Origin of the sequence: Streptomyces sp. NPDC015661 (assembly GCF_043077765.1) — a bacterium.
Classification (GTDB): domain Bacteria; phylum Actinomycetota; class Actinomycetes; order Streptomycetales; family Streptomycetaceae; genus Streptomyces.
On record NZ_JBIBST010000017.1, the window covers coordinates 129,038 to 141,065 of the forward strand.

Annotated in this window: 16 protein-coding genes, 1 pseudogene and 1 riboswitch; of the genes and pseudogenes, 8 read left to right on the top strand and 9 right to left on the bottom strand. The window is 69.3% G+C overall.

From position 1 onward, the window contains the following. The first annotated feature begins 8 nt into the window (after positions 1-8). Positions 9-826 (top strand): annotated as a pseudogene (locus tag ACF07V_RS35115) (IS5 family transposase). Positions 827-842: 16 nt separating this feature from the next. On the opposite strand, the gene ACF07V_RS35120 reads toward ACF07V_RS35115, so the two are convergent. Both ACF07V_RS35120 and ACF07V_RS35125 read right to left on the bottom strand, forming a co-directional pair. Further along, positions 843-1,319: a hypothetical protein gene (locus tag ACF07V_RS35120; protein ID WP_392159724.1), complete on the bottom strand. Its 477-nt coding sequence runs from the start codon at positions 1,317-1,319 to the stop codon at positions 843-845. A 244-nt stretch (positions 1,320-1,563) separates the two neighbouring features. Next, a complete protein-coding gene (locus ACF07V_RS35125) occupies positions 1,564-2,166 on the bottom strand; it encodes a hypothetical protein (RefSeq protein ID WP_392159725.1) in 603 nt (200 codons plus the stop codon). A gap of 241 nt (positions 2,167-2,407) precedes the next feature. On the opposite strand from ACF07V_RS35125, the gene ACF07V_RS35130 reads away from it, so the two are divergent. From ACF07V_RS35130 to ACF07V_RS35140, 3 genes are all read left to right on the top strand, one after another. Beyond that, positions 2,408-2,848 (top strand): hypothetical protein, encoded by a 441-nt coding sequence (locus tag ACF07V_RS35130; protein ID WP_392159726.1) that lies wholly within the window; start codon positions 2,408-2,410, stop codon positions 2,846-2,848. A gap of 66 nt (positions 2,849-2,914) precedes the next feature. After that, positions 2,915-3,664 (top strand): transposase family protein, encoded by a 750-nt coding sequence (locus tag ACF07V_RS35135; protein ID WP_392159727.1) that lies wholly within the window; start codon positions 2,915-2,917, stop codon positions 3,662-3,664. A 220-nt stretch (positions 3,665-3,884) separates the two neighbouring features. Further along, on the top strand, positions 3,885-4,298 hold the full coding sequence (locus ACF07V_RS35140; protein ID WP_392159728.1) for a hypothetical protein: 414 nt from the start codon (positions 3,885-3,887) through the stop codon (positions 4,296-4,298). Positions 4,299-4,713: 415 nt separating this feature from the next. Here the strand turns inward: ACF07V_RS35140 and ACF07V_RS35145 are convergent, their stop codons facing one another. The 3 genes from ACF07V_RS35145 to ACF07V_RS35155 all read right to left on the bottom strand — a co-directional run bounded on the left by ACF07V_RS35145 (position 4,714) and on the right by ACF07V_RS35155 (position 6,218). Next, on the bottom strand, positions 4,714-5,148 hold the full coding sequence (locus tag ACF07V_RS35145; protein WP_392159729.1) for a protein phosphatase: 435 nt from the start codon (positions 5,146-5,148) through the stop codon (positions 4,714-4,716). Positions 5,149-5,305: 157 nt separating this feature from the next. Beyond that, the gene (locus ACF07V_RS35150) at positions 5,306-5,725 is read right to left on the bottom strand and encodes a hypothetical protein (RefSeq protein WP_392159730.1); all 420 of its coding nucleotides are present in this window, start codon (positions 5,723-5,725) and stop codon (positions 5,306-5,308) included. Beyond that, the gene (locus tag ACF07V_RS35155) at positions 5,715-6,218 is read right to left on the bottom strand and encodes a plastocyanin/azurin family copper-binding protein (protein WP_392159731.1); all 504 of its coding nucleotides are present in this window, start codon (positions 6,216-6,218) and stop codon (positions 5,715-5,717) included. Before ACF07V_RS35155 ends, ACF07V_RS35150 begins: the two co-directional genes overlap by 11 nt. Positions 6,219-6,495: 277 nt before the next feature. On the opposite strand from ACF07V_RS35155, the gene ACF07V_RS35160 reads away from it, so the two are divergent. Both ACF07V_RS35160 and ACF07V_RS35165 read left to right on the top strand, forming a co-directional pair. Next, positions 6,496-7,062 carry an RNA polymerase sigma factor gene (locus ACF07V_RS35160; RefSeq protein WP_392159732.1) on the top strand — a complete coding sequence of 189 codons (567 nt, stop codon included), beginning with the start codon at positions 6,496-6,498 and terminating at the stop codon, positions 7,060-7,062. Between the two features lie 5 nt (positions 7,063-7,067). Then, positions 7,068-7,862 (top strand): anti-sigma factor family protein, encoded by a 795-nt coding sequence (locus ACF07V_RS35165; RefSeq protein ID WP_392159748.1) that lies wholly within the window; start codon positions 7,068-7,070, stop codon positions 7,860-7,862. A gap of 42 nt (positions 7,863-7,904) precedes the next feature. On the opposite strand, the gene ACF07V_RS35170 is transcribed toward ACF07V_RS35165, so the two are convergent. After that, entirely contained in the window at positions 7,905-8,456 is a 552-nt protein-coding gene (locus ACF07V_RS35170; RefSeq protein ID WP_392159733.1) for an SMI1/KNR4 family protein, read from the bottom strand. 65 nt (positions 8,457-8,521) lie between these two features. Then, positions 8,522-8,917, bottom strand: a complete 396-nt coding sequence (locus ACF07V_RS35175; RefSeq protein ID WP_392159734.1) for a hypothetical protein — start codon at positions 8,915-8,917, stop codon at positions 8,522-8,524. Positions 8,918-9,072: 155 nt separating this feature from the next. Here ACF07V_RS35175 and ACF07V_RS35180 point away from each other — a divergent pair, with 155 nt between their 5' ends. Beyond that, positions 9,073-9,663 carry a YdcF family protein gene (locus ACF07V_RS35180; RefSeq protein WP_392159735.1) on the top strand — a complete coding sequence of 197 codons (591 nt, stop codon included), beginning with the start codon at positions 9,073-9,075 and terminating at the stop codon, positions 9,661-9,663. A 94-nt stretch (positions 9,664-9,757) separates the two neighbouring features. On the opposite strand, the gene ACF07V_RS35185 is transcribed toward ACF07V_RS35180, so the two are convergent. Beyond that, the gene (locus tag ACF07V_RS35185) at positions 9,758-10,345 is read right to left on the bottom strand and encodes an SMI1/KNR4 family protein (protein WP_392159736.1); all 588 of its coding nucleotides are present in this window, start codon (positions 10,343-10,345) and stop codon (positions 9,758-9,760) included. A gap of 203 nt (positions 10,346-10,548) precedes the next feature. Further along, positions 10,549-10,690, top strand: a riboswitch (SAM riboswitch). Positions 10,691-10,984: 294 nt separating this feature from the next. Between ACF07V_RS35185 and ACF07V_RS35190 the strand changes: the two genes are divergently transcribed. Further along, positions 10,985-11,707 carry an IclR family transcriptional regulator gene (locus ACF07V_RS35190; protein WP_392159737.1) on the top strand — a complete coding sequence of 241 codons (723 nt, stop codon included), beginning with the start codon at positions 10,985-10,987 and terminating at the stop codon, positions 11,705-11,707. Between the two features lie 90 nt (positions 11,708-11,797). Here the strand turns inward: ACF07V_RS35190 and ACF07V_RS35195 are convergent. Beyond that, positions 11,798-12,028 (bottom strand): substrate-binding domain-containing protein (locus ACF07V_RS35195; protein WP_392159738.1); only part of this gene is annotated, 231 nt, incomplete at its 5' end.

Below are 12,028 nucleotides of genomic sequence, written 5' to 3' on the forward strand. Positions count from 1 at the left end.
CGTCGGACTTGACGGATGAACAGTGGGCGCCGGTGGAGCCGTTGCTCCCGTCGGCGCGGGTTGGGCCGAAGGGTGGGCGGCGGGAGAAGCATCCGCGGCGGCGGATCGTGGACGCGACCTTCTATGTGGTGCGGACCGTGTGCGCCTGGCGGCAGCTGCCGAAGGACTTCGCCCCGTGTCCGACGGTGTGCTGGTACTTCACGTGGTCGCGCGACGACGGCACCGTCGGGCGCATCCACGACGCTCTGCGTGGCAAGGTCCGCGAAGCCGACGGCCGCGATGCGGAGCCGAGTGCCGGGGTGATCGACTCACAGTCCGTCCGCACCGCCGTCACCGTCCCTGCGGGCACCAGGGGCTTCGATGCGGGCAAGAAGGTGAATGGTCGCAAGAGGTTCACCGTCACCGACACCCTCGGCCTGCTCCCGGCCGTGGACGTGGTGGCGGCAAGCGTCCAGGACCGCGACGGCGCAAAGCGACCCTTGCTGTGGACCAGACTCGACCACCCCGGTGTCCGGAAGGTCTGGGCCGACCAGGGCTTCGCCGGCCGCCTGGTCGAGTGGACTGCCATGATCCTCGGCCGTGACCTGGAGATCGTCCGCAAGGGTCCCGACCAGCGCGGCTTCCAGGTCCAGCCCAAGCGATGGGTGGTGGAGCGCACCTTCTCGTGGCTCACCGCCCACCGCCGCCTTGCCCGCGACTACGAGACCAGCCCGGCTCCGAGACGATGATTCGCTGGGCGATGATCGGCATCATGGTCCGCCGACTCAACCGAGGCCGCCCGCCAACCCGACAAGGCCCGCGACCGCTCTCACGCGTCACCGGCTGACGCACCGCACATCCCCTCACGTGTCGTACGAGCCGTCCCACGGTGCGCTGAATCCAAGCCGGTTCGGGTAGAACTCGGCCCAGTCGTCCCGTTCCTCCCCGTCGGGATACTCCCCGTGACACTCACGGACCAGGCCGAACAGTGTGCAGTCGACCTCTATGGCGAACGGGGCGACTGCGATGTCGGCGAACCGCCGGCCGGGCAGCGAGTCCAGCCACTCGCCCATAAGCTGCTGCGCGGCTTCCACCACCGGCACCTTCCCAGGTCCGTCGGCGACCGTTCCTGCCGACCTGATGTGCGAGTCCAGGTGGTGGCCGGCGGCGTCGAACTTGTGCAACACGGAGTACCACCGCCGCACTACCCGGCCATCACCGTCCCGGCCTGCGAAAACACCGCTGACGTGAGCGAAGAACTGGCCTCCGTCCCACTGTCCGATGGTGGACGTTCGGTAGTGCGGCTCATGCCGAATGGGAACCAGATCAGGCACGGTCATGGCCGTACCCTACGTGCCGACCACGACAACACGGATTGCCGCCCAGCCTGGCTCGTCGCAGATCTCAAACGCGGTCTGAGACAACGGCGCCAACGCCCGCAATTTTGTTGTCGAAGGTCCCGCCGAGTGAGGCACCAGGGCGGCATGGATACCGCTGTCGAGACCGACGCGCACAAGCTGATCTTGATCTTCTCCGAGGGTCGCCATGTCATCGGCCGAGCGACGCCTGAGGGCTGTCCCGTAACTACTGATCGGCTTGGCCGCCTCTGATCCGGGTCGTCAGGTCCGGTTCTCCCAGGCCGGCGCGGTTGATCCGTCCCCGGCCTCTCACAATGCCTTCTGCAGCGAATCGCTCCCGAAGCCGGCGAGGAGCGAGTGCCTCTTCGAAGCCCTCAGTGAGGCCGCGACCGGTATCGGCGAACTCGTAGCGAACCGCGTACGTTCTTCCCCGGTGCTGCCATTCGCAGCGGACCAGGGGACGCGCAAGGATCGCCTCGAACCAAGCAGCCGTCCGTTCCGCCAGCCCTGTCGGGTTTCCAGCAGCTGTGAAGCTGAACTCAGTCACACCATCGGGCAGCGAGAAGTGCTGGTTGTGAAGCTTGTCCGCGTGGATCTCAGATCCGTTGAAGTGGGCGCCCACCGTCAGGATCCCCCGGTGACGTTGCGGATCGACGATGTCCACCCAGACGATCAACTCGCGGTCGGAGGCGTTTGCCGGAGGTACCACGACCGTATCGAGCGGGTCGACCTGCCAGGAGCTCGCACGTTCGGCGAGGACATCTACGAACAAGCGTTGCGTGACGTTCAGGTCGTCTTCTTCGTACTCGAACCAGGGGACTTCTTCCATGACCGCACCCTACGGGCGGACCAGGCGGCGAGCTGGCCGTAGGTGTGGGCACACCGCAGGTGCTCCAGGGTCGGGAGGGCCTGGCGGCCGCGAGGCACCGCAGGCGTCGGGATTCCTTCGCGTACCCGTACGCCCGTACGGCGTTCTGTGATGATGCCAGTGATACTGGCGTAAGGCATCAGAAGTGAGCCGCTGGGGGGCGTAGATGGGCAGTTTTCGCGTGAGTCGAGAAATACCGTTCGTGAAGTGGAAGAACCCGGCGACCGCCGCCGAGGTCTATGCGAGGTGCGCTACTCCTCGCGGTGAGGTGACCCTGATCCGCGAACGCGGCCCACGGACTCGTCCGGAGGACCACGCCGATGCGGTGGAGAGCTGGACGGTGTCCCTGCGGGACGAAGTCGCGCTCAAGGTTCACGGGCTAGTGCCAGAGCCGCTGCCGATGCGGCGGCGGTCCCGGAAGGGGTGCGAGGGCGAGGTGGACGGGGAACCGTTCCGTTTCACCGGCGCGTCCGCGGTACGGCGTTCTCGCCGGTCGGTCACGTACGAAGGGCCCACGATCGATGTCCGGATCGTGCCGCGCGCGTTCAGCATCCGTCTTGTCGAGCAGGGGGCGGAGGTCGGATTTCGCTCATTAAGGATCTTCAGAGTGGTCACCGATCGGGTGACGGCCAGGGGTGGATAGCAGGCGAGGCCTTCGGGCAGTGGTTCGAGATGTCTGACGTCTCAACCGCCGCGACCGGAGGCCTCGTTGGTCATCTATCCTGCCGCACTCGACCTGCCACACGCGCTCGTGGAGTGGGTCACGATGCTGATCGTCACCCGCGAGGGTGACCGCCGATGCAAACTGCGGCCCTCGCAGCGCGCCATCATCGCCCTGGTCTACCTGCGCGAGCACACCACCTACGCGAAGCTCGCCGCGGGCTTCCGCATCAGCGAAGGCACCGCCCACGCCTACGTACAGAGCGTGATCAAACTCCTCGCCTCGAGAGCACCGTCCCTCACACAGGCCCTTCGCCGAGCACGGCCCGAGTACGTTCTGGTGGACGGCACCATCGCCGAGTGCGACCGGGTCGGTGACCATGAACGGGACTACTCGGGCAAGGCCCGGCGGCACGGCGTGAACATCCAGGCCGTCACCGATCCCGCGGGCGAGCTGATCTGGTACTCGCCGGTACTGCCGGGCCGCACGGTCGACATCACCGCCGCCCGCACCCACCGCATCGTCACGACCTGTGAACGACTACGGATCCCGGTGCTCGCCGACAAGGCCTACGCCGGCGTCGGCGGCACGTTCCAGGTCCCGTTCAAACGCCACCTCGGACGCCCCCTCACCACCAGACAAGCAGCCGTCAACCGAGCACACGCACGACTCCGCTTCCCCGTCGAGCGGGCCTTCGCCCGCCTCAAAGCCTGGCGGATTTTCCGCAAAGCCCGGATCAGCCCCAACCGGCTCACGTCAATCACCAAGGCCGTCCTCACCCTCGAGAGGCGACGCTGAAGATCCTTATTGAGCAATCAGTGGGAGCTGCCGAACCCTACGGATCACGCCATATTGGCCGTCTGTCTCTTCGAGTGGGCCGGGTCGGAGGACCTGCTCAGGACACCTGTGCTCCGGGACCTGTAACGGACTGGCGCATGTTTCGTCATTGCTCTGCCTGGCGCTTCGTCAATCAGCATCTTCTTCGCCTGGACGAACTCGGCATGGGAGCCTCACGCCCGTGGCTACTGAAACCGAGGCAGGAGAGCTGTTGCACCAGCGCGGCTGGCGGACGGCATTCACGGTCGCCGACAGGGTGAACGCATGGGCTGCCCTGGTGAGCGCCATCGAGCGCGGCTACGGCGACGACATTTACGAGTACACCAACGACCTCTACTGCCGAAACTGGCTGCACGAGGCATGGCTCCTGCTGGACGAACACATCGTCCAGCTCTGGACCCCGCGAATCAAAGCCCTGGACGACCGGTACAAGGCCGCCACCACCGACGACGACGGTCAAGCACTCGATCAGTTCCATAGAATGCCCGGCCCCGACCTGTGGTGGTGGCGGCGCCATCCCCGCATCCTCATCGGAGACCTCGGGCACTCACTTCGCTCGGCCGGCGCCATCGGCGCCGACCCGGACACAGCGTGATCCTCGGCCTCGTTGGGCTCGGGACAACTTTGAAACGCCGCTTCTCCTGGTGGGTAGGGCAGGGCGCCATGGCGATCGGTAGGGGCCGCTGTGCGAGAGGACAAGTACGCAGCTGAGGTTCCGCCGTTTCAGCCCAACGCCGGCTACTGGCAGTCCTCGTCACCGACACTCGGATGCGTCGCATCCACCACCCCTACGACGGTGGTGCCGATGCCTTCCTGGCCACGCCCGAGGACCGCGATCGGATGCGCGACAGGCCCACTGATTGGCTTTCCGCTCATCCGTCGGGTCTCTGACGGATCGCGATCGCCGTCCTGCCAACCGTCGCACTCTGAACACAGTGATCCGTAACTCCGCAGTACTTGACGTGGGTTCGTGACGCGGGGAGCACGAGCGCGTAGGGGGATAGGGGCGTTCAGTCGGGGGTGAAAGCGCGCACGTAGCGGCGTTGCCAGGGCGTCTCGACGGCGTGCGGGTCGTAGTGGCTGCGCACATAGGCCACGGCTTCGGCGGGCGGAACGCCATCGAGGACGGCCAGGCAGGCGAGGGCAGTGCCCGTACGGCCCCGCCCGCCGCCGCAGGCGAACTCGACGCGCTCCTCGGCCGCCCGTCCCCAGGCCTCGACGAGAACCGTGCGGGCCTCCGCGCGGTCGGTCGGCAGCCGGAAGTCGGGCCACCGGAGCCAGACGGACGGCCACGCGGTCTCGGGCGGGCGGCGGCCGAGCAGGTGGACCGCGAAGGTGGGGGCGGGGCCCTCGGGCAGCGGCCGCCGCAGGGCACGACCGCGTACGAGGCGCCCGGAGGGCAGCCGGAGCACGCCGAGGGCGCCCGTCGGCCAGGATTCGGTCATCGCGCCACCGTACAACGCGTCGCCTTCCGTGCATGCCGGCCAGGACACCGGCGTCGCTCGTACCCCAGGCAGGTCTGTACGACCCAGTCCGCCGGCTCGTGATCCGGCCCAACTGGTGGTCAACGCCTACCAGTCGGGCCGACGCAGGACGCTCTCTCTAGGTCCGGTGCCGCTGACCGTGGCGGTGGCTGAGTGCGGACACCGCCAGGGTGGTCAGGACCAGGACGCCCGCCGTCTCGACCGCGACGCTGGGGCGGACAAGGTCCGCGTCCGCCGATTCCTCGAAGCCGAACAGGCCCGTCGTGAGGCTCAGGAAGAGCGCGCCGAGGGTGCCCGCCGTGAACAGCGCCGTGGCGGCGGCCACCGGTCCGAGCCAGCGGTACGGAGTGAAGAGCAGGGCCGCGGCGAAGAGGCAGCCCAGAACGCCGTTCAGCAGGAACAGCCCGCCGATGGTGTCCAGGTCGCGGTAGCCGTCGGCCCACAGAGAGAGGTGGATGGCGCCCATCGTCGCCGTCAGGGCCGCGGCGGTCAGCCGCAGCAGGAGCACGGCGATTCGGCGGGTTCGGTCAGTAACCATTGCCGGAAGTGTTCGGAGTGGCCGGTGTGCTCGGGGTGGTCGCCGGGTTGTTGACGGGGGCCCCGGCCACCGTGATCTCGGTCTTCATGCCCAGGTCCTTGTGTCCGTCGACCGGGCAGTAGATCTCGTACGTTCCGTCCTTCAAGGTCACCGTGAGGGTGGTGGACTCCCCCGGGCTGATGGTGTCGGAGCGGTTCTCGCCGTCCGGGCCCTCGACCTCGAGGGCGTGGTCGTGGTGCCCGGTGTTCGTCGCGACGAAGGCGTACGTACCGGGTGTGAACGTCTGCTGGGGCAGTGTGATCTTGAAGTCGGCCAGGTCCGTCTTCACCTGGGTCGCGCCCGCGGGTGTCGTGCTCTTCTGAGCGGGGGGCGGTGTGGTCGTACCGCTGCTCGAACCGCCGCCGTCACCGCCTCCGCAGGCGGCGAGAACGCCGGCCAGCGCTGCGGCCGAGAGGCCGAGCAGCGCGCGCGTACGTGGTTTCGGGTTCGTCATCGTTCCGTCCTCCGCATCGGCCCTTCGGATCAGCTCTTCGGATCGGGCTCTTCGGATCGGATCTGCTCTTCGGATCGGTTCTGCTCTTCGGATCGGATCTGCTCTTCGGATCGGATCTACTCTTCGGTCCGGTCCCGCGTCTCTCCGCGGATCTGTCCTCCGGTTCGGTCCCCACAGGGGGTACGACACTCGGCCGCGCCTGGATTGCGGTCCGGGCGGACAATGAGCTCGGACCATCCCTTCGGGGACTTCGGACGTATCCACGAGTGTGGGACGCATGGGCCTTCCGCTGGAGCGGGTTCCAGACGAAGCACTGCTCTCCGGTCTCGCCACCGGCGATCCGGAGATCGCGGTGGCGTTCGTGCGCCGTTTCCAGCGCTCGGTCTACGGGGTGGCCGTCGCCGTCGTCGGCGATCCGCAGCTCGCGGAGGACGTGGCCCAGCAGACCTTCGAGCGGGCGTGGCGGCACGCCCAGGTGTACGACGGCAGGCGTGGCTCCGTACGGACCTGGCTGACGGCCATCGCGCACAACCTGGCGATCGACGCCGTACGGGCCCGTCGCGCGACCCCGGTGGCGCCCGAGGACCTGGAGGCCCTGGTCGGGATCATGTCGGAGACTCCGGAGCGGCACGCGCTGGCCGACGACGCGGCCGAGCGGCTCCGGCGGGCGGTGGCGGCGCTGCCCCGGGAGCAGGCGCGGGCGCTGGTGATGGCCGGGATCTACGGGATGACCGCGCGGGAGGTCGCCGCCTTCGAGGGCATTCCGCTGGGCACGGCGAAGACCAGGATCCGAACGGGGACGATCAAGGTGCGGGCGCTCCTGGAGAGGGAGGAGACGCTGTGAGCGGCATGGACTGCGAGCGGCTGCGCGAGGAGGGTGCCGAACTCGCGCTGGGGATCCTTCCCGCGCGCGAGCGGGCCGAGGCGGTGGCCCATCTGGACCGCTGTCCGGATTGCCGTGCGTACGTGGAGCGGCTGACGGTGGTCGGGGACGGGCTGCTCGGGCTGCTGCCGGGGGCGGAGCCGCCGGTGGGTTTCGAGAGTCGGGTGGTACGGGCGATGGACACCGCTCGTACGTCGGCTCCTGCTGTTGCCGCTCGCCCCGCACCCGCGCCTCGTTCTGTTGCGGCCCGGCTGTGGGTTCGGGGCCGCCGCGTCCGGGTCGCGGTGGCGGGCGTCGCCGCGGCCCTGGCGTTCGGGTTCGGCGGCTGGGCGGTCGGCACGGTGGTGGAGGGCGCGCCCCAGGTGGTGGCTCCGGCGCCGCACGTCCTTGAGGCCGCGCTGGTCTCCTCGGACGGGGCCGGGAGCGGCCGGCAGGTGGGCCGGATCTTTGCGCACCCGGCGGACGCGGCGGGTGGGAACGGCTGGGTGTACATGTCGGTCGACCTCGGTGAGGGACGGGCGGCCGACGGCCCGGTGCGGTGCCTCCTCGTGCGGGCCGACGGCTCCGCCGTATCGCTCGGCTCGTTCCCCGTCAGGGCCGGGTACGGCTACTGGGGCGCCCCGGCCCCCGTGGATCCCGGCACCGTGACCGGCGCCCGCCTGGTGGCCCCGGACGGCACGGTCCTGGCGACGGCCCACTTCGCCGGAGCGGGATCAGGCGGGTCCGGGGCGTCGGCGGGTCTGGCAGCCGCCGCCCGGTGAGCCGTCACCAGTGCCTCGGCCGGGGCCGACTCCTCGGGCGCGCTACTCGTCGGACCCGAGGATGTCCGTGTTCGACTCGAAGCCGTGCTCCGTGTCCTCGAACGCGCCGAGCGTCTCCGAGCGGATGCGTCCGGTGAGCACTCCGGCGACGAACTCGGCGGCCGAGACGGCGTGGTGTTCCCACTCGGGTCCACGGCCCTCGTTGACCAGGACGGTCCATTCCTCGGGCGGCGCCGTCTCGCCGGTGAGCCAGTAGAGGTAGGCGCCGCTGCCCTCGATGTAGGCGAAGGGGAGCACATTGCTTCCGTCCGCCGCGAGTTCGACCGGCTTCGGCTCGCCAAGGCCCCAGAGCCTGGCCAGTACCTCGGCGCGCTCAGCGACGACCGCCAGCAGGTCGTAGCCCTCGTCGGTGCAGCCCGGCTCCAGGATCCAGATCGTCTCGTCGAAGACGCCACCGCCGTACGTGTCGACGAGGTCCTTGTAGTCCTGGGGCAGCGCGGTGCCCAGGCGCTCTTCCGTCCGGTCCCAGGCGCGCGGCCGGTGGTCGGCGGGTGGGGGGACGAGGCGGGTGAGTTCCTGGACGGCTGGGTGCATCGGGCGGGCGCTCCTGACTCATGGAGTGCGGTACGAAGGGACCGGTGGGTAGGGAGGTGTCGTGCTCAGTGGCCTCCGTTGTGCGGGCGTACGGGGCGTGGCAGCGGCTGGCGCCAGTCGCCCAGCGTGCTGACGAGGAACCGACGGGCGAGAAGACGAACGTCGTCCCACGCCGGATCCGTGGCGAGGGCGTCGGCCCAGAGGCCGGTTCGGCGCGCGGCGTCGATGTCGCCGAGTCGCCGGCCGACGGCCTGAAGCTCCCGCAGTTGCCCGGGCTCCAGGACACCGCGCTCGGCGAACCCTTCGGAAAGGCGGCAGAGAAGCTCCACCTCTTCGACGACCGGCTCCGTCTCCAGCTCGCGCTCCTCCAACCAGGTCAGTTGCTCCTGGTTGTCGGCTGCGAGGAGGGCCATCCACAACAGCGTCCCGTTGCGCACGCGCGCGTCGCCGAATTCGTTCATGGACGGAGGATCGCATGCAGGCTCGCACCGGGCGCCGGGCGGACGTGCCCGACCGGACGTCCCCGATCGGACGTGCTCGACCGGACGTCCCCGATCGGACGTGTTCGACCGGCGCTCACCCGGGCCCACAACACGGCGCCCTAGGATGCTTGGCCATGCGCGTGTGGACATGGTCGGTTGCCGGAGTCGCTCTTCTCGCCTGGGGCGAGTGGTTGAACCGGCGTTGGTCTCGGACCCTGGTCAAGGCTGACGGCCACGGTTCCCAAGCCGTCGTCATGCTGGGCTACCGCAATCCATCCGAGTCGATCAATCTCATCAACCGCTGGCGGGTCCGGGCCGGGATCCGCTCCGTCGACGCGGATGCCGGCCGTGACAGCGTGGTCATCTTCAGCGGGGGATCAGTGGGTGGTGGCACCTCCGAGGCACAGCTGATGGCCGACTACGCGCAGTCCGTTCTGCGCTACAAGGGGCGCCTCCTCGTCGAGGACCAGAGCAGAAACACGTGGGAGAACATCACCCACGTGGTCCCGCTCCTCGTGGAGGCGGAACGCATCGCGATCGCGTCCCAGCCCGCACACGCGCTCAAGGCGCGCGCCTACCTCCGCCGCCAGCGGCCTGATCTCGCCGACCGGCTGGTGCGCGCCGATGACTGTCGCCTCGGGGAGTGGACGCTGTTCAAGCCCTTGCTTGCCGCCTACGGGCTGTGGACTCTCCGCGGTCTCACGGCAGCCGAACGCAAGCGGTGACTCCGACTCCCCGTCGTTCCGTCGTTCCGTCGTTCCGTCGCTCCCGTCGCCCCCGTCGCCCCCGTCGCCCCCGTCGCCCCCGTCGCTCCCGCAGTCAGATCTTCGGCGCGAGTCGGTAGTGCTGTGGGTGAACGTGCAGCCGCGGCGAGGTGAGCAGCAAGGCCCGGTTGTCCTGTCCGGCAGCCATGTGGTCGAGCCACCGCTCGTACCAGGCGAGGAAATCCGGGGCGGAGGAGACGTTCGGGCCCCAGAAGCCGTCGGCGTTGCCGACGAGGATGCGCCCGGTGAGAGGGCCGGTCACGCCCAGGAGTACGAGATCGCTGCAGCCGCGTTCGATGACGTGCAGGAAGAGGTGACCCTCGCGCGTGGCACGGTAGGCCCGGCTGAATCCTCTCGTCCGGGTGTCGGCAGCTGCGCGATTCATCGTGAAGAGGGTGCAGCGTTCCAGCGGGATCAGTCCGTAGTACGGGGAGGCACCGCTGCCGCCCATGTTCGTGAGGAAGTCTCGGTAGGGCTGCGGGAGTTCCACGTCGTGTTCGGCTTCAAAGGCGTCTGCCTGAGCTTCGGGCAGGCGGGGGCCCAGACGGAATTCGTGCAGTTCCTCACCGAAGGAGTGGCTTCGGTGGGGCGCGTAGGGAATGCGTGCCAGCTTGCGTCGCAACCGCGGGATGCGGGAGTCCATGCGAGCTCTCTTCTCGTGTCGCCGGCAATCTATCGCGCGACGGCTGGAGATGATCCTGCGGGTGGGATCACTTCGAGCCGTGTCAGGCTTCCCCGGCAGCCGGGCGACGCGTGGGTCTGCAGCGCCGTCGGTCTGGCCTGCCCGGACGCGTGACCCGGGGGCCGTTGGCCCGTAGCCCCCGGAGTCTTGCTATGGTTCTCCGCGAATCATCCAGAGGGGTGGAGGGACCGGCCCTACGAAGCCCCGGCAACTCCCCGATCGACTCGGCGCTCAATGTTCGCGCCGCGCCGGCGGGATCAGTGCCAACTCCGGCCTGCGCCAACGTGGCGCGGGAAAAGATGAGGAGACACGGTGCTCTCTGTGCTGCCTTTCGCTCCGGCTCTGTCCGCGCCGACTTCCACCCCGGCTCTGTCCGCGCCGCCTTTCGCTCCGGCTCTGTCCGCGCTGCCTTCCGCCCCGGCCCTGTCCGTCCCGGGCCTTCCGCGTACCCGTCTCGTGATCGTCGCGGCATATCGGCCGACCGCTTCGGCCCTTTCCCGCTGACCTTCCCCTGCACTCACCTTCCTTCCCTGCCCTGCCCCGCCGGGTGAGGTCGCCGCGAGTCATGGCTCGCGGACCGAGACTGGAGTACCCCTTTTCATGGACATTTCGGATATTTCTAGTGGTGTCGGCGTCCTCGACAAGGCCGCGGTGATCCTCGACGCTCTGGCGTCGGGCCCGCTCACCCTGGCGGGGCTGGTCGCCACCACCGGCTTGGCGCGGCCCACGGTCCACCGACTCGCCACCGCACTCGAACGCCACCGTCTGGTCGGCAGGGACGTCCGGGGCCGGTTCGTCCTCGGCCCCCGGCTCGCCGAACTCTCGGCCGCCGCGGACGAGGACTGCCTGCTGGCCGCGGCCGGCCCGGTCCTGACCTCCCTTCGGGACGCCACCGGCGAGAGTGCACAGCTCTACCGCCGCCAGGGCGAGGTGCGCGTGTGCGTCGCCGCCGCCGAGCGGACGTCCGGCCTGCGGGACATCGTGCCGGTGGGCTCCACGCTCCCCATGAAGGTGGGCTCCGCCGCCCAGGTCCTGCTGGCCTGGGAGGAGCCCGAGCGCTTCTACCAAGGTCTGCAGGGCGCCCGCTTCACGGCCACCGCCCTGAGCGGCGTACGGCGCCGAGGCTGGGCCCAGTCGATCGGTGAGCGCGAACCCGGCATGGCCTCCGTCTCCGCACCGGTCCGCGGCCCGTCCGACCGCGTGGTGGCCGCCGTCACGGTCACGGGCCCGATCCAGCGCCTCACCCGGCACCCCGGTGCCCGGCTCGCGAAGGCCGCCGTCGACGCGGCCGACCGCCTGACCGAGGTCGTGTGCCGCTCCTGACCGTGGATCCTCCGGGTTGCCTTCCGCCGGCGAGCGGGCGCGCCTGGGAGCAGGAGGAAGCCGCGTCACCGGATGGGGTGAACACGGTCCTCAAGGGCGCAGCGGCTGCGCGTGGATCGACCGCAACGGTCTCCTCGACGGCCGTACGAGACCGTTGCGGGTGGACGTGCGGACGATCAGCTCGTACGGCATGACGATCGAGTCCGGGTTGTACTCCCCCACCCCTTCGATGGCGTCGATGAGGAGCTGGACGACGGCCGTGCCGATCCGGCGGGGTTTGAGGGAGAGCGTCGTGATGGGCGGTTCGGTGGTGGCGTAGAC